Origin of the sequence: Enterococcus sp. DIV1411a, assembly GCF_050531945.1 — a bacterium.
Lineage (GTDB): Bacteria > Bacillota > Bacilli > Lactobacillales > Enterococcaceae > Enterococcus_B > Enterococcus_B faecium.
The window spans coordinates 1,917,501-1,933,329 of sequence record NZ_CP172892.1; the positions used below are offsets into that span (position 1 = coordinate 1,917,501).

The window sequence follows — 15,829 nt, forward strand, 5'->3', positions numbered from 1 at the left end:
CGTTAGCTGCAGCACTGAAGGGCGGAAACCCTCCAACACTTAGCACTCATCGTTTACGGCGTGGACTACCAGGGTATCTAATCCTGTTTGCTCCCCACGCTTTCGAGCCTCAGCGTCAGTTACAGACCAGAGAGCCGCCTTCGCCACTGGTGTTCCTCCATATATCTACGCATTTCACCGCTACACATGGAATTCCACTCTCCTCTTCTGCACTCAAGTCTCCCAGTTTCCAATGACCCTCCCCGGTTGAGCCGGGGGCTTTCACATCAGACTTAAGAAACCGCCTGCGCTCGCTTTACGCCCAATAAATCCGGACAACGCTTGCCACCTACGTATTACCGCGGCTGCTGGCACGTAGTTAGCCGTGGCTTTCTGGTTAGATACCGTCAAGGGATGAACAGTTACTCTCATCCTTGTTCTTCTCTAACAACAGAGTTTTACGATCCGAAAACCTTCTTCACTCACGCGGCGTTGCTCGGTCAGACTTTCGTCCATTGCCGAAGATTCCCTACTGCTGCCTCCCGTAGGAGTTTGGGCCGTGTCTCAGTCCCAATGTGGCCGATCACCCTCTCAGGTCGGCTATGCATCGTGGCCTTGGTGAGCCGTTACCTCACCAACTAGCTAATGCACCGCGGGTCCATCCATCAGCGACACCCGAAAGCGCCTTTCAAATCAAAACCATGCGGTTTCGATTGTTATACGGTATTAGCACCTGTTTCCAAGTGTTATCCCCTTCTGATGGGCAGGTTACCCACGTGTTACTCACCCGTTCGCCACTCTTCTTTTTCCGGTGGAGCAAGCTCCGGTGGAAAAAGAAGCGTTCGACTTGCATGTATTAGGCACGCCGCCAGCGTTCGTCCTGAGCCAGGATCAAACTCTCATAAAAAGTTCGAACAATCTTGCGATTGTTAAGCTCAATTTGTTTGCTAGCATATTGCTTGCTTGTTAAAAATGTTTGTTGTCTTGAATTGAATCAAGACGCCCTACACATTTGGTTTGTCTTACTTTGTTCAGTTTTCAAAGGTCTACTTCATCGGGAGTGTTTCCCGATTCGTTTTTGGCTACCGTAGCAACTTTTATATCATATCAGAGAGACAAGCGATTGTCAACTCTTTTTTAAAAGTTTTTTTCGATTTCGTTTTTCGAAATCTTTCAGCAACTCATTTATCATAACTTATCGTTTGTTATTTGTCAAGAACTTTTTTGAAGTTTTTTTCGATAGAATCAAGCTTCGCAAGTGGTTCTTTTTTAACGACTCAGTTATCTTATCATGTCGTTAGTAACATGTCAATAACTATTTTTTAAATTTTTTAGAAATGTGATATAACATCCACTTCAGAATCAACGCTGTTAAATTTATCATGTATTTCTTCCTTGGTCAACTATAAATTAAGCATTACTTTGTGAAATGATTTTTCGATCAATTATTATTATTCGTTATACAACCGTTTTCAACATATTTTGAAAATAAAATGCACTAAAAAACTATCTTTAGCAGAACATTTCATTGTATTTTTTGGACCAAACAATAAAAAAAGAAGTTTGAAAAAAATTCAAACTTCTTTGTTCGCTTAATCTGTATTTTAGAAGAAAGGCACTCCCTCTACTTCGTAAGTTCCAAGAACAGAGCGCATTTGACCTGGTTCTTCCCAAATATATCCTTCGCCTAATTCTTCTCTTTGATTCTTTTGTTCAGTTTCAAAGACAAACAACGGAACATTTTCCTCTTTAATATGTGTATTTGTCAATTCCATCAAACTAATCTTGCTAACATCGATATGAACTATTTCTTTTAAGAAATTAAGTATATTCGCTAAACCAGTCTTTCCTTCAGAAAGTTCCGCTAACGCAAATTCCAACTTGTCATCAATTGAATGGACCAAAAATTTTTTAGTACCATCCTCCAAATGCAACATAATTGTACCAGCAACTCTTTTGCTTGCCAAAATTTCCACCTCGATCAACTTGTTCTATGGCTTACATAAAAATTCTAGCACATTTTCAGAAAAAATACACTTTTTATTTCTTATTTTCTTTCCGTTCTAGTTCAGATAATGCTTCTTCTATCCAAATAGGTAACTGCTCCGCAATAGTGGTAAATCCGATCTTACGATTTTTATTCGTGAAATACCTTTTTCTGCGATATGGAACAGCTGGATTTGTTTTTTCTAACGTTCTTAAAGATAAACTGATTTTTTTGGAATATTCATCAATGTCGATAATCTGAACTGTTACTGGCTGTCCGACTTTTAACAATGAATGGATATTTTTCGTATAACCGGATTGTACTTCTGAAACATGAATAAGTCCTTGCGTCTCGTTATCAAGAGAAACGAATGCGCCATAAGGCTGTATCCCTGTCACTTTTCCTTCAATTATTTGTCCAATTTTATAAGTCATCTACTTCCCTCTCTTCGCATTTATCATTATACTGTAAATAGCTCAAAAAAAGAAGCGACGAAAATGACTGGAGGTCTTAAGATGATCGAATTTGATAAACAGATTTCAAGAAAAGATACAGAAAGTGTAAAATGGGACGCAATTGCTGAGACATATCAAATGGATGACTTACTTCCTTTGTGGGTAGCAGATATGGACTTCTTGTCTCCCGGTGGGGTAGCTAAAGCGTTTAGTGAATACATCAAACATGGAATCTTTGGTTATGCCACTCTGTCTGATAAACTATATCAGGCTATCATTCATTGGGAACGCCAACACCATGCTGTGGAGTTGACGAAAGAAAATATCGTTTTTACAAGTGGTGTGTTAACTAGTTTAGCTGCAGCAGTACAAACTTTTACAAAACCAGGCGATTCTATTTTGATTCATGACCCAGTTTATCCTCCATTTTCCTCTATTATAGAAACAAATCAACGTCACATCGTTCGAAGCTCTTTGCTAGAAAAAAATAATCATTTCATCATGGACTTGTCTGACATGGAGAAAAAAATCGAAGAAAACAATGTAAAAGCAATGATTTTATGCAATCCTCACAATCCTGGAGGGCGTGTTTGGAGCAAAGAAGAATTGAAACAGTTAAGCGAATTGTGTTTAAAACATCAAGTGATTCTGTTTAGTGACGAGATCCATCAAGATTTAACTTTATTCGATCATACATTTACTTCCATGCTAACGATTGATCCTAATTTAGATGATCTACTAGTTGCTTTTACTTCCGCAACCAAGACTTTCAATCTAGCTGCAATCAAAAATTCAATGGTATTTATCAAAAATCCAGAGATGAAAGCTGATTTTGAAAAACATTTAGTGATGAACCAACAGCACGAAATCAACACTTTTGGACTGATTGGAACCCAAGCGGCTTATGAGACGGGTGGAGAATGGTTAAGCCAACTGATTCCTTATCTAGAAAAAAATGTTCAAACAGTTAATCAGTTTTTTGAACAGTATCTTCCGAAAGTGAGAATAATGAACCCTGAAGGAACTTACTTAATGTGGTTAGATTTTACCGCCTATATTTCAGACGACCAAGAATTGGAGAACACTCTTGTTCGGAAAGGAAAAGTCGTATTAAATCCTGGCATCACGTTTGGTCCTTCCGGTCATGGGCATATGCGCTTGAATATTGCTTGTCCAGAAGAAACTTTACTGGAAGGACTTAATCGAATCAAGTATGCTTTAGAGACAATCGATTAAATCATTTATTCAAAATAAAAGGACGAGACCTTACTAGGTTTCGTCCTTTTTCATAATTACTCCGTACCATACCAAACTATTCTGAAATTTCAATTGTTTCAATCACTACATCATGTACAGGTCGGTCTTGTGGACCACGTTGTACATTTGCGATTTCATCTACTGTGTCCATCCCTTCTAGTACATGTCCAAAGACTGTATGTCGGAAATCTAGCCAAGGAGTTCCGCCACCTTTATACGCTTCAATGATTTCTGATGGGAATCCAGCACCTTCTAGTTGTCCAAGCATATTAGCTGGCACATTTGTGTTATTTACAATAAAGAATTGGCTTCCGTTTGTGTTTGGACCTGAATTTGCCATAGATAAAGCTCCGCGAAGGTTGAACAGTTCACGACTGAATTCATCTTCAAAACTTTCGCCATAAATACTTTCGCCACCCATTCCTGTTCCAGTTGGATCGCCGCCTTGGATCATGAAATCAGGAATAACGCGGTGAAAAATCACGCCATCATAATAACCTTTTTTGGAAAGTTCAATGAAATTTTGAACCGTCTTCGGTGCTAGTTCAGGGAATAATTGAACAGTAATGTCACCACGGTTTGTTTTGATAACAGCTTTTGGTCCTTTTTCACTTTTTAAATCTAGTTGTGGGAATGCCATATTGTTTCCTCCTAATATTTGCATACTTCATAATAATAATAACATAATACCTAACCTCTCGTAAAAATACTAGATTTGTTTTCTTTTATTTTTCATCACTAGATACATTCTATAACTTACCGTTTCGATTTCGAATTCAAACATTTTTGAGAAGCATTCTCAATTAAATTCTGCTATAGTGTGAAAAGGGAGGAATTTTTATGGAAATCTATGACATTACAATCATCGGTGCAGGTCCTGTAGGGATGTTTGCCGCTTTTTACGCAGGAATGCGCCAAGCTAAAACAAAAATCATTGACAGTCTACCTCAACTTGGTGGTCAATTAGCAACTTTGTATCCCGAAAAATATATTTACGATATTCCTGGGTATCCAGCAATAAAAGCAAGTGAATTAATCGATCAATTAGAAAAACAATTAACTACTTTTAACCATACATTCCATTTAAAAGAAGAAGTTCTCTCGCTTACTCGTGAAGACGAAGTTATCGAGATTACTACAAATAAAGGCATCCATTATTCCAAAGCAGTCATTTTAGCTTTAGGAAATGGTTCATTCCAGCCAAGAAAATTGAATTTAGATAATGCTGAATCATTTGAAAACCACGGATTGGATTATTTCGTGAATGATTTGATGAAGTATGCTGGAAAAAAAGTCGCTATTGCTGGAGGTGGTGATTCTGCTATCGATTGGGCGTTGATGTTAGAGCCTATTGCAAGCGAAGTTTACTTGATTCATCGTCGCCCGGAATTTCGTGCGCACGAACATAGTGTATCACGCTTGAAATCTTCATCTGTCAACTTGCTTACTCCCTATCTCATCGATGGATTATCAGGCAATAATGGGGAACTGACAGATATCCGGTTAAAAAAAGTGAAAAGTGACGAGACGATTGATTTGATGATTGATTCTCTGATCGTCAATTATGGATTCTCTTCTAATTTAGAACATCTTTCTTCTTGGGGACTTGATAGTACCAGAAATGCCATTACTGTAAAATCAGATATGTCTACTTCTATTCCAGGCGTTTATGCAGCTGGTGACATCTGTACCTATGAAGGAAAAGTGAAACTGATTGCTACTGGGCTCGGTGAAGCACCTACTGCAGTGAACAACGCTTTACACTATATTAATCCAAAGGAACGAACTCAGCCTGGTCACAGCACAAGCTTATACGATAAAAATCTTCGTCCTAGTTGATTTTTTATATCTCTTTGCATTTCAAGTTAAACCCGAAAGCAGTTTCTTGCATTTTTTTCATGTTCCGTTAACATGAAATAGAGAAAGAAAAGATAAAGGGGGAGCAATAATATGGTCGTCAAAACTGAGACTTTAGAAGAAAAGGCAAGAGAACTATTGAAGGAACGTGGCGTAACTGTAGAAGATATCGCACAACTTGTCATGTTTTTACAAAAAGACTATATTTCTGATTTGACTTTGGCGGATTGTACTGAAAGTGTCAACAGCGTGCTAACAAAGCGTGAAGTACATAACGCCATTATCACTGGAATCCAATTAGATATATTAGCAGAAAAGAAAAAATTGATGAGTCCGTTGCAACATATTATCGAAGATGACGAAGGCCTTTACGGTATCGATGAGATCCTAGCCTTGTCAATCGTGAATGTTTACGGTACGATCGGCTTTACGAATTATGGTTATATCGACAAGGTGAAACCTGGTATTTTAAAAGAACTAAACAGCCACGATGGCGTTCATGTCCATACCTTCTTAGATGATATCGTCGGAGCGATCGCCGCTGCTGCTGCCAGTCGATTAGCACACAAAGAACCAGAAAAAAGAAGTCGCCTTACTCAATAATTCAACAAAAAAAGAAAGAAAACGTCTATTTAGACGAGTTCTTTCTTTTTTGTTTGTTTCAAGCTATTTTTTCCTAAGAAAAGAAAAACAGCAAAAAATAATTCTAATAATACAAAAAATAAGATAAAGCTATGCATGAAAAATTCTTCTGGAAGTACATTGATGATTGGATCAGTAACGGGATCGAATAACCAGTCATCGTTGTTGAAAAACGTTTCATGAAAAAGGATAAAAAAGCGATCAAATCCTATCATCATGAAAAAACCGAAAACAACTGGCAGTAACATGCCGATTTGAAACGGACGAATCAACCGCCAAAGCCGATCATTCTTTTGCAAATATTTGATAAACAAAATACTCGGGATCAAAGTGATGAAAAACACAGCATAATCCACTAAAAACAAAATTTTCACTTCATAAAAGTGATGGGCTCCGCTAGCAGAAACTGGGAAATCTGGCAAGCTGAGGATGGTTTTGAAGGGATTATTGAGATAATTCATTAGGTGATCAAAATTTTTCAGTAATGTCTCTTGATCTAAAGAAGTATAATCCAAAATTTGCAAATGTCCGATATCAAATACGTATAGTGGTCGAAAGTTGATCGTCACACCAACTGCCAGACTGATCAGTGTCAGAAATAGGCTGAACAATCCAGCATATTCCATCCACTGCCATCTCGAATTTTTCATATTAGAAGCTCCATTCATCCAGTGATTGTTTCACATAGGTAGCTGGGATAGGCAACCCAGGTACATCTTCTTCTTTTGTAAAACCTGATAAAACGAGCAAAGTATCTATATTATTGCGTATCCCAGCTTGGATATCTGTTTCATAGTTATCTCCAACCATGATTACTTCTTCTTTTTGCAGCCCTAATACTTCAACGGCTTTATCCATAATGATGGCTTCTGGTTTTCCGATGTAGATCGGCGGCGTTTGGGTTGCTGTCTCTACAAAAGAGATGACTGACCCTGCTCCAGGAAGAAGGCCGCGTTCAGTAGGTATATTCTTATCTGGGTTCGTTCCAATAAAAGTAGCACCTTTTTGAATAGCAAGTGTTGCTTTAACTACTTTTTCATAGGTCAGATAATTATCTAAGCCTACCACTACATAGTCAGGAGCCTCTTCTTCCCATGTAAATCCGGCAGCTAAAATCAAGTCAATCAATCCTGCTTCTCCGATAACATAGACTTTTTTCCCTTTTCCATCTGCTTTCATAAAATCAATTGTTGCCAAAGTAGCTGTGTAGACTGTCTCTGGAGCTACATGAATGTCAAACTCATCTGCTAGACGATTAGCTACTGTTTCTGGTGACTTAGTCGTGTTATTGGTAACAAACAAGAAAGGTAATTTTCTTTTTTGCAATTCTTCCACAAATCGTTTACCGGCCGGTATGGGTTGTGTCCCACGATAAATCGTTCCGTCTAAATCAATTAAATATCCTTTATAGTCCATTCATCCACTACTCTTCCCTTTTTCTTATCGTAAATGCTGTTTTTGTTTTTTCTACTTGTTTAGGTTGTTCTTGTTTTTTTACTTTTTCAGAGGTTTTTGCTGACTCTGTTTTTCGATTTTTAATAACCGGTTTTTTGCGATTAGATGCGACTGGTCCTTTTTTCTCATCGATATACGCACGATTATGGTTTTTTTTCTTTTTTCGGCGCTGAGTTGTCTTTTCTTTTTTACCGCCGATTCTCTCGATGACAAAATACGCACAACCAAAATTGCAATATTCGTAAAGATAGTCTTCCAAGGAATCGATTCGCTGATCTGGATGCGCCCGTCGATTATCCGCTTGGAAAAATCCTTTTAGGCGTAGTTGTTCATAACCCCAATCTCCTACGATATAATCATATCGAGCTAGTACATCACTGTAACGTTCTCCAAGCTTTTCTGCATTAAATCCTTCACGATAATCGGACACAAGCCGATAATGTCTTTCACCTATCAAAAAATTACTGTCATCTAACAGTGTCACTAGCTCGCCTTTGACTTTTTCTGCTTTAGGCTCCTCAACGATTTCTTCCAAAGCAGCTGTCAGTTCTTCGGTGACTGTTGTTTCCTGTTCAGCTGATGATTTTTTCTTAGCAATTTCTGTTTTATGCTCAACGTTCTGCTGTTCATTTTGTTTTGCAGACATGCGTTCACCACCTATCTTTTTTATTATACCTTGTTTTTATTTGATTGGGTAGTGAGCTTTCAAGTAATCTCCTACCACACTTCGGATAAATTCAGGGAACAAAAATTCATTTTTTCCAGCAATCTCAATCGTTGGAAAAAATGGAACAAACATCAAATGATCTACGGTAGTAAAAGTATAATTTTTATTCAGATCGATTGGCTTGTTCTTCCAAAAGACTTGATGGTTAATAGAATCATATGTGATTCCATTATAGACCATCTGCCCAAAAATCTTACCGCGAAATCCCATTCCCTTCATAGGATAGTTACGTAAAAAGTTACGATTTTTTTCTATTTCTAAAACTAAGCGAATCAGATCATTTCCACCCAATGTGACATTTAACAAGTGCATCGGATGCGGCAACGCAGTGTGAAGCTGATCCTGATTGACCCGCCCTTTTGGAATTTCAGTTAAAAACAGACCACTGTTTAATATTGCTGCTTCCGTCTTTCCTCGTTCTTTCACCGCCTCAAGGGCGACTTGGATAAACGAATGCTCATTGAAGATATCTAGACTCAGAGAAAATGGCAAATCTGCTACTTCTTTTTCTTTTAATAATTCATGCCCACGTTCTAGATAACTATTTATTTCTTGTTCATCTTCTGTAAAAGCTGTCATTGTTTCGGTAGGGATGGCTTTGGCTGAATGCTTAAGGATTTTTTTCTCTTCATCGATGGTTAAATGGACTTCACCGACATACTGCCCGTACTTTCCAGCGGCTGCTATTTGGACATCATTGATTACGTGACCTTCTCTGAATAAATGATGGGTGTGCGATCCTAAAATAACATCAATTGCTGGTATTTCTTTTGCAATTTGGAAATCATCCTGAATCCCGAGATGACTCATCAAAACTAAAACATCCACTTGTGAACGTAAATCTTCGACTAATTCTGGCAAAATATCATAAGGATTGCGTATGTCCCAGCCATTCGGATTATAAGTAAGCGGAAATGGAGCAGTAAATGCAATTAGTCCGATTTTCGTCTGGTGTTTCGTTGTAATAATTTTATATGGTTTCGTCCATGCCGGTGGCTGGAGCGTATTTTTATCGAATAAGTTATCCAGGATGATATCAAACTCAGCATGATCGTATAAATGATTCAGCTCTTCTTTGGAATTTCCTACGCCTTCATTGTTTCCTATCGTCGCTGCATCATAACCAACTTCATTCATCAGCAAGATATTTTCCTGTCCATTCGTTGCTTCTGACAATGGATGCCAACGATCCACAAAATCACCTAGATCTACTGCAATCGTTGTCGTTTTTTCTTTCTTTTCGTTTTCTCGTTTACGTTGATCCAAAAACCTTCTGATCCTTGGCCAATTTTCTAAATGAGAATGCAGATCATTCGTATGTAAAATCACTATTTTTTCCATGTACCCTCTCGCCTCTCTTTATCTTTATCATACCATAGGCAGCTTTTTCTTCCATTGAAACAAGCTCTATTTCAGAGTTTTTCCTGCCTTGAAGCAAATTGTATAAGTACAATATTCGATAAATCAGTCTGGCTAAAAAATCAGGAACATTCATTTTTACAGTACTATAAAAATAAAAAAAACAGACCCGAAAGTCTGTTGTCGTTTCATTATAATCAGACACATGGCGGAACCTGCTTAGTGCTGCTTCCTTCCAGACCTGACACGCTTCACAAGCCCACCATTGTCCTAGCCTTTCGGCAAAGAATAGTATACCTTATTTTTCATTCGTTGACCAGTCTTTTTTTAATTTCTTTTTTCGCTGGCGGAGCTTTCGGAAAAAGTCAGTCAAAATCATCCCACATTCGTCTTCTAAAATGCCACCTTCTACATATGCTTGGTGGTTAAACCGCTCGTCCTCCAAAAGATTCATCAAGGTACCGGCTGTTCCGCCTTTTGGATCATACGCACCGAAATAAACTTCTGCTACACGAGACAAAATCATCGCGCCGCTGCACATAGGACAAGGCTCTAAGGTAACAAAAAGTGCGGCATCTTCCAAGCGCCAGCTTCCCACTTTTTCACAGGCTTCCTTGATTGCAAGCATTTCTGCATGTGTAGTAGCATCTTGCGTGGTTTCTCTAAGGTTATACCCTCTTCCAATCACTTTTCCATCCAATACAACCACTGCTCCAATCGGAACTTCATGAAGCATTTCTGCCTTCTTTGCTTCTGCCAATGCAAGGCGCATCCATTTTTCTTTTTCTACTGCATCAAGATTTGTATTTACCAATTACCCTTCCCTGCCTTTGTTTTTTCTTGTTTTACTTTAGCATATGATAAAAAGGCTGTAACTAACTTTTTTTTCTATGGTAAAATAAATACAAGAGGTGAACAAGATGAAAATGGATAAATTACTTGCTCTTTACCCACAAGCACAGAAAAAAAACTCTCCAGCATCAGAAGCGGATATCCTTTCTTTTGCAATTGATGATGCTTTTATCTGGATCAAACAAGATTCATTATCTCAACAAGAAACCAGCCTTTTGAAAGCGTTATTCCCTGTAATCAACGATCAAAAAAAACACCCATGGTATCACTATCTTTTTAAAGATGCTTCTTGTGTTCAAGAAAAAAGCTTTCGTTTGATCCAGCTTCACGTCGAATCAAAAGGAGAATTCTTAAAAAAAGAATGGCAAGATACTATTTTGGAATTATTTCGCTATTCTGCTGATTTCTTTTTTTATACAGACACAGATGCGCTCTTAGTCGAACAAATAAACCGTGATTATCTTGATGCTACTGAAATCAACGGTATTTTTCTATCTTTAGATGCTGATTTTGATACGACAACGTCTGTATTCGTTGGTTCTTTCCATTCACCTGGCACCGACCTCGTCCCTTTGTTTGCTGAAGAAAGAAAAATTTTTTTAACAGAGCAAAACAATCTTTATACTCACAGCCGTACTTTTTCTATGCAAGATGTGGCTTTACATTACTATACAAAAGATACTGTAAAAGATAGTAAGTTGATCAAAAGTTACATAGAACTGATCAAACAAAATGAAATGGAAGTGATCATTCAAGAATTATGGAATGAATTAGGCAATGTCAGCTCTGCTGCAAAAACACTGTTTCTTCATCGTAATACTCTAAAATATCGAATCGAAAAATTTCAAGAACAGTCTGGTTTCAATCTAAAAAAAGCCAACGATTTACTGTTTTGCTATCTTTTATTGATTCATGAACATAATTAAAGATAGATTAAAGGGGTTGTGACAATAATTTTGTCACAACCCCTTATTTCGAATGAATAGTGTTCAAAAGCTAGTTTCTCTTACATCATTTTTTCAACAAAATGCATTAGCCGGTCTTTTACATCTTCGGTTGAATCTTTGATTGAATCACCATAAACAGAGATTTTCTTTTTTCCTGATTTGATTTTTGCTAACATTCCCATCAAAGAATCCAAGTCACTATCTGAAAGACCATCTACGATTTCTAGTAATTTTTCATTTCCATCAAATTTGTCATAGACGAATTTTTTTACTTTCGTCCGAGTAGTCATATGATGGATCTTTTCCATTACTTTTCCCGATACAACGACTGCTGTCGCTACACTGGCAGCGGCTGCTACGCTTAATCCGATTGTTACTTTTGTTGATGTTTTCATAAGTATCAGCTCCTTTTTATCTATCTCCATCATAGCATAGACAAAAAAATAAACGAACTAATCCACTCAGTGAAATCTCAATCCTTTAGGGAAAAAGTTCTTTACTGTTCCTTTTACTTGTTTCCCAAATCCGACAGGTATCTTATCTAATACTAGCAAAACCCATCCTTGATTCCCATCACGTTGAAATGTTTCTCCTGCTGTGTAAGATTGCCATTCCTTTTGAGTGATCGGCAAGCAAGGTATATTCTCTATCTTTTTTGTAGCAAGCGCTAATGCATAGCTAGGTTCAAATCGATTCTTTTTGAAATCTCCTAAATGCAAACCTGTACGTACGACTTTTAAACCATCGAGAGAAGGGGCTAACTCAGGAACTTCCCAAAGATGGTCGTTGAACACTAAAAGTCTTCCAGTAGCTTCATAATGAAAATCATTTGAAAACTCCGTCCAGAGTTTTTCCTGCTCTTTTGTCATTTGCACTTTACTTTTTTTTCGTGTCTTCTTTTCTTTATGCATCTGATTTTGTCCATGAAAAGTCAGCTTTGCAACAAAATGTCCTTCACCCTGATCTTTATGAGGCCATATACGTATTGTTTTTTCCAAACCAGCTACGCTTCCCCATTCAGAACGTCCTGAACTAACGGATTGAGTCAAAGGAATCTCCTCAATCGTTACTGGATAATTTTCTACAAGCCAGCTAATGATCTCTTCATTTTCTTCTGGTGCAAACGTACAAGTCGAATAAATCAGTTGTCCTTTATTTTTTAGCATTTTTATTGCTGAAGACAAAATCTCTTGCTGACGTTTTTGACAGTATAGCGGAGATTCTTCTGTCCACTCTTTTATTGCATTTGGATCTTTTCGGAACATTCCTTCTCCTGAACAAGGAGCATCAACCACGATCCGATCAAAAAAGCCCGAAAAATGAGGGACAAGTTCTGCGGGTGCATGATTTGTCACTATTGCGTTCGAAACTCCCCATCGTTCTATATTTTCTGATAAAATCTTCGCACGTTTCGGAAAGATCTCATTCGTCACTAATAACCCTTTCCCCTTCATTTGAGCAGCTAATTGGGTTGATTTACCACCGGGAGCCGCACACAAATCCAAAACTTTTTCACCGGGTTTTGCTGCAGCAGCTGTTCCAACGATCATTGCACTTGGTTCTTGGCTATATTCATACCCAGCTTGATGGAGGAAAGACTTTCCATTGACAGTGCCAAGAAATCCCTCATTGCTGTAGGGAGCGGGTTGTAATTCTTCGCTATGGTAAGTTTGGACCATGTCCAATCCTGCCGGTTTTAGTGGATTCCACCGAAATCCTTTTTTCACGCTTCCTTGTTCAAGCGCAGAAAAAAAATCGGATGCTTCTTCGCCTAAAAGAAGACGATATTTTTTGATAAATTGCTGTGGTAACGTTGTCGCTTCCTCCTTCATTCCAATGTTTCGTTAGACATTTTACAATCTTTTTTACGAAAAATAAAGGTGGCTGATCTACTTTTTCATGTTGCTGCCTAAGGTGACTGTTCCTTTAAGATATTTTCCAAGTATTCATCCGTCACCTCGTTTTTATCCCAAACAGCGTTCATCATTTCAAGAAAATCTTGAGAAGAATCATCTGAGCGCAAACTTCCCAATGCATTAAGCCATACCAATTCAAGCGACTTTTCTTCTTTGATCTTCGTGTGACCTTTGACATATGAGAAAAATGGCCGCTTAAATAGCGAATCCATGTCTAAATCAGATTTTGCAATGATTTCACGAATACTTTCATGGATAGAAAAAAAATCTTTCAATAAGTAGACAATGCTTAAAACATCATCGGAACTGCATTCAGCTAAGTAGTTTTCAAAATAAACAGTGATTTCTTCTAATATCTTCTCTTTTAACCCGCTGATTGATTTGAAATGTGTATAAATCGGGTATGTAGAACAACCGCAGAACTCTGCTAACTCTCTTGCAGTAATTGACTTCATTCCATATTCTTCCACGTATACCATACTTTTGAACAGCAAATATTCTTTACTATAATTTGTTACTCTCCCCATCATTCTTACCTCCGTCTCTTTTCATCTACCCATAAATAAATAACATAAATAATTCTAAAAATATTATTGATAATTATCAAAACATATTTAGTTATATCCATTAAAAACCAATTTTTCCGCCTTAAAAACAAGAATATCTTGACAAAATACCCTAGGAAATAAACAATAGAATAAACAAGGTAACAAAAAAATTAAATAACGTTATATAAAAAAGAAGGCGACACTCTGTGAGAATAACACAGACTGAAATGACTTTCCACTCACAGTTTTTGTCTAACTATATACAAAAACAGAATAAAAAGGAGGTATTTATGCTAATTGAAGCAAGAAAAAAAGAGTTACTTGTTCTACAAATGGTCATTCAAAAAAATAATTGTTCTTTACAAGAATTATCCAATGACTTACATATTCCAAAACGGACAATCAAAGAACTGATCCGAAAAATAAATGTATCACTCAAACAATTTTTATTGATTGATGAATTTATTTATTCTAATCATAAAGGAGAGATCCAAACCAAAGAAACCGATCAAACTAAAAAGTTAGCTGTTTTTTCTAAGTTAAAATTATGCTACCTAAAAGAATCCAATCGTTTTAACTATTTGATGTTACTAATCAATTATCCACAAACTGCTGTACCAAAAAAATATTTACTTGAACAACTTTATATATCGCCCTCCTATCTCGAAAAACTGACAAAACAGCTCAATCATTCCTTAAAAAAATTCCATTTACGGATCCTATCTGTAAAAAATTGCTGTACTCTTGAAGGAAATGAGTTATCTATCCGTCTCTATCTTTACTTTTTTCTTTCAGATACATTTGGAGGTAACGATTGGCCATTTTCCTCACTTGAATTAAATGCACTAAAAATGAACAGTACAGATGAGCAAATAGAAAAAATTTCAAAACAAGAAAAAAATATCTAATTGCTGTTAACTTTATTCATATTACGAAACAAACAACAGGCATATTTTCCAAAAACTTCTTCTGAAATCACTGAATTGATGGACTTATTGCAGCATACACATGATTATTCAGAATACTTTACTTCTTTTTCAGTGAGTCGCCCTTGTGAAGAGACAGAAACAGAGAGAGCCTACTTTAATTATTTTTTCTATTGTTTTTTTCCAAATCAAATCTCTTTTCGACAAAAACAGGAGATTGGTTTTTTATTTTCCACAAGCAAAAACCTTATTTGTCGACAAGTCGGTCAATTGATGACTTACTTAACTCAACAGTTTCCTCTCAACCATTTAGAAAATAAAATACCAATTTATTTTTATTTTCTTGTGTTGGCAGTTGTTTTTTTCGAACTGTTGGGTGAATCCAGCAGTAGTTTTTCTACACTTTGCTTTCCAGAAGCCACGTCCAATCATTCTAGTTCTTTTATACAGGAAAAGAAATTAAGAGAAAAAATCGATACAATTTTTTCAAAAAATGGGGAAAGAAACCAAATCAGTCAATACCTTAGTCAATTGATCCAACACTTACTACAAACAGAAACGAAAGAGCAGTTACTCATCCATTTGCAGATAACCAAACAGTTTACAGGAAATTATCATCTTCAAAGCCATTTGCAGCAGTTATTTCGCAAAGATGCTGTTAAAATTACCGCATATTCAGAACATGCTGATTTGATCATTACAGATCAGCATGAGAAAATTTCAGATGAAACGGAGACTTTCTATCTGGATACAACGCACAATACAGTGTTATTTGGCGAGTTAATAAAAGCGGTTCATGAACTGTATATGAAAAAAGGTTATGAGAACAAAACAAAGAGGATGTGACAAAATTCTTGTCACATCCTCTTATTCCAAATAAATGGTATTCAATCAGCTAACTCTCGGTATTAGCTCAGATCAA

At 37.0% G+C, this 15,829-nt stretch carries 15 protein-coding genes, 1 rRNA gene, 1 other RNA gene and 1 pseudogene (1 of these 18 running past the window's edge); 5 read left to right on the top strand and 13 right to left on the bottom strand.

What is annotated here, in order from left to right; genetic code table 11:
• From IGJ87_RS09315 to IGJ87_RS09325, 3 genes are all read right to left on the bottom strand, one after another.
• A 16S ribosomal RNA gene (locus IGJ87_RS09315) occupies positions 1 to 886 on the bottom strand; it reaches 674 nt to the left of the window's first position.
• A gap of 697 nt (positions 887 to 1,583) precedes the next feature.
• Positions 1,584 to 1,946, bottom strand: coding sequence for a hypothetical protein (locus tag IGJ87_RS09320; RefSeq protein ID WP_002287172.1), 363 nt, complete (start codon positions 1,944 to 1,946; stop codon positions 1,584 to 1,586).
• Positions 1,947 to 2,019: 73 nt separating this feature from the next.
• A complete protein-coding gene (locus IGJ87_RS09325; RefSeq protein ID WP_002287231.1) occupies positions 2,020 to 2,400 on the bottom strand; it encodes a CvfD/Ygs/GSP13 family RNA-binding post-transcriptional regulator in 381 nt (126 codons plus the stop codon).
• A gap of 81 nt (positions 2,401 to 2,481) precedes the next feature.
• On the opposite strand from IGJ87_RS09325, the gene IGJ87_RS09330 reads away from it, so the two are divergent.
• Entirely contained in the window at positions 2,482 to 3,657 is a 1,176-nt protein-coding gene (locus IGJ87_RS09330; RefSeq protein WP_002296072.1) for a MalY/PatB family protein, read from the top strand.
• Between the two features lie 76 nt (positions 3,658 to 3,733).
• On the opposite strand, the gene IGJ87_RS09335 is transcribed toward IGJ87_RS09330, so the two are convergent.
• Positions 3,734 to 4,318, bottom strand: a complete 585-nt coding sequence (locus IGJ87_RS09335) for a peptidylprolyl isomerase (protein WP_002287167.1) — start codon at positions 4,316 to 4,318, stop codon at positions 3,734 to 3,736.
• 200 nt (positions 4,319 to 4,518) lie between these two features.
• Between IGJ87_RS09335 and IGJ87_RS09340 the strand changes: the two genes are divergently transcribed.
• Both IGJ87_RS09340 and IGJ87_RS09345 read left to right on the top strand, forming a co-directional pair.
• Complete coding sequence (locus IGJ87_RS09340; protein WP_002296073.1) at positions 4,519 to 5,517, top strand: NAD(P)/FAD-dependent oxidoreductase; 999 nt, start codon at positions 4,519 to 4,521, stop codon at positions 5,515 to 5,517.
• 111 nt (positions 5,518 to 5,628) lie between these two features.
• The gene (locus IGJ87_RS09345; RefSeq protein WP_002287163.1) at positions 5,629 to 6,138 is read left to right on the top strand and encodes a phosphatidylglycerophosphatase A family protein; all 510 of its coding nucleotides are present in this window, start codon (positions 5,629 to 5,631) and stop codon (positions 6,136 to 6,138) included.
• Positions 6,139 to 6,167: 29 nt separating this feature from the next.
• Here IGJ87_RS09345 and IGJ87_RS09350 read toward each other — a convergent pair whose 3' ends face one another.
• The 6 genes from IGJ87_RS09350 to tadA all read right to left on the bottom strand — a co-directional run bounded on the left by IGJ87_RS09350 (position 6,168) and on the right by tadA (position 10,532).
• Complete coding sequence (locus tag IGJ87_RS09350; protein WP_002287161.1) at positions 6,168 to 6,827, bottom strand: TIGR01906 family membrane protein; 660 nt, start codon at positions 6,825 to 6,827, stop codon at positions 6,168 to 6,170.
• A 1-nt stretch (position 6,828) separates the two neighbouring features.
• On the bottom strand, positions 6,829 to 7,593 hold the full coding sequence (locus IGJ87_RS09355; RefSeq protein WP_002287159.1) for a TIGR01457 family HAD-type hydrolase: 765 nt from the start codon (positions 7,591 to 7,593) through the stop codon (positions 6,829 to 6,831).
• A 7-nt stretch (positions 7,594 to 7,600) separates the two neighbouring features.
• Positions 7,601 to 8,278 carry a YutD family protein gene (locus IGJ87_RS09360; protein WP_002287156.1) on the bottom strand — a complete coding sequence of 226 codons (678 nt, stop codon included), beginning with the start codon at positions 8,276 to 8,278 and terminating at the stop codon, positions 7,601 to 7,603.
• A gap of 36 nt (positions 8,279 to 8,314) precedes the next feature.
• Complete coding sequence (locus IGJ87_RS09365; protein ID WP_002307275.1) at positions 8,315 to 9,700, bottom strand: bifunctional metallophosphatase/5'-nucleotidase; 1,386 nt, start codon at positions 9,698 to 9,700, stop codon at positions 8,315 to 8,317.
• A gap of 208 nt (positions 9,701 to 9,908) precedes the next feature.
• An RNA gene (ffs, locus tag IGJ87_RS09370) (signal recognition particle sRNA small type) lies at positions 9,909 to 9,995 on the bottom strand.
• A gap of 21 nt (positions 9,996 to 10,016) precedes the next feature.
• Positions 10,017 to 10,532, bottom strand: a complete 516-nt coding sequence (tadA, locus tag IGJ87_RS09375) for a tRNA adenosine(34) deaminase TadA (protein ID WP_002287154.1) — start codon at positions 10,530 to 10,532, stop codon at positions 10,017 to 10,019.
• A gap of 106 nt (positions 10,533 to 10,638) precedes the next feature.
• Between tadA and IGJ87_RS09380 the strand changes: the two genes are divergently transcribed.
• A complete protein-coding gene (locus IGJ87_RS09380) occupies positions 10,639 to 11,496 on the top strand; it encodes a helix-turn-helix domain-containing protein (protein ID WP_002300638.1) in 858 nt (285 codons plus the stop codon).
• Positions 11,497 to 11,576: 80 nt separating this feature from the next.
• Here the strand turns inward: IGJ87_RS09380 and IGJ87_RS09385 are convergent, their stop codons facing one another.
• From IGJ87_RS09385 to IGJ87_RS09395, 3 genes are all read right to left on the bottom strand, one after another.
• Entirely contained in the window at positions 11,577 to 11,912 is a 336-nt protein-coding gene (locus IGJ87_RS09385) for a hypothetical protein (protein WP_002287147.1), read from the bottom strand.
• Positions 11,913 to 11,978: 66 nt separating this feature from the next.
• Positions 11,979 to 13,349, bottom strand: coding sequence for an RsmF rRNA methyltransferase first C-terminal domain-containing protein (locus IGJ87_RS09390; RefSeq protein WP_002287145.1), 1,371 nt, complete (start codon positions 13,347 to 13,349; stop codon positions 11,979 to 11,981).
• Positions 13,350 to 13,426: 77 nt separating this feature from the next.
• Positions 13,427 to 13,963, bottom strand: a complete 537-nt coding sequence (locus IGJ87_RS09395; RefSeq protein WP_002287143.1) for a TetR/AcrR family transcriptional regulator — start codon at positions 13,961 to 13,963, stop codon at positions 13,427 to 13,429.
• 308 nt (positions 13,964 to 14,271) lie between these two features.
• Between IGJ87_RS09395 and IGJ87_RS09400 the strand changes: the two are divergent.
• Positions 14,272 to 15,753: pseudogene (locus IGJ87_RS09400) on the top strand (helix-turn-helix domain-containing protein).
• Positions 15,754 to 15,829: the final 76 nt, after the last annotated feature.

Excerpts from the sequence above, each read along its gene's own strand:
- IGJ87_RS09325 (WP_002287231.1), bottom strand. The coding sequence starts at position 2,400 with ATGACTTATAAAATTGGACAAATAATTGAAGGAAAAGTGACAGGGATA.
- IGJ87_RS09330 (WP_002296072.1), top strand. The coding sequence starts at position 2,482 with ATGATCGAATTTGATAAACAGATTTCAAGAAAAGATACAGAAAGTGTA.
- IGJ87_RS09335 (WP_002287167.1), bottom strand. The coding sequence starts at position 4,318 with ATGGCATTCCCACAACTAGATTTAAAAAGTGAAAAAGGACCAAAAGCT.
- IGJ87_RS09340 (WP_002296073.1), top strand. The coding sequence starts at position 4,519 with ATGGAAATCTATGACATTACAATCATCGGTGCAGGTCCTGTAGGGATG.
- IGJ87_RS09345 (WP_002287163.1), top strand. The coding sequence starts at position 5,629 with ATGGTCGTCAAAACTGAGACTTTAGAAGAAAAGGCAAGAGAACTATTG.
- IGJ87_RS09350 (WP_002287161.1), bottom strand. The coding sequence starts at position 6,827 with ATGAAAAATTCGAGATGGCAGTGGATGGAATATGCTGGATTGTTCAGC.
- IGJ87_RS09355 (WP_002287159.1), bottom strand. The coding sequence starts at position 7,593 with ATGGACTATAAAGGATATTTAATTGATTTAGACGGAACGATTTATCGT.
- IGJ87_RS09360 (WP_002287156.1), bottom strand. The coding sequence starts at position 8,278 with ATGTCTGCAAAACAAAATGAACAGCAGAACGTTGAGCATAAAACAGAA.
- IGJ87_RS09365 (WP_002307275.1), bottom strand. The coding sequence starts at position 9,700 with ATGGAAAAAATAGTGATTTTACATACGAATGATCTGCATTCTCATTTA.
- IGJ87_RS09380 (WP_002300638.1), top strand. The coding sequence starts at position 10,639 with ATGAAAATGGATAAATTACTTGCTCTTTACCCACAAGCACAGAAAAAA.
- IGJ87_RS09385 (WP_002287147.1), bottom strand. The coding sequence starts at position 11,912 with ATGAAAACATCAACAAAAGTAACAATCGGATTAAGCGTAGCAGCCGCT.
- IGJ87_RS09390 (WP_002287145.1), bottom strand. The coding sequence starts at position 13,349 with ATGAAGGAGGAAGCGACAACGTTACCACAGCAATTTATCAAAAAATAT.
- IGJ87_RS09395 (WP_002287143.1), bottom strand. The coding sequence starts at position 13,963 with ATGATGGGGAGAGTAACAAATTATAGTAAAGAATATTTGCTGTTCAAA.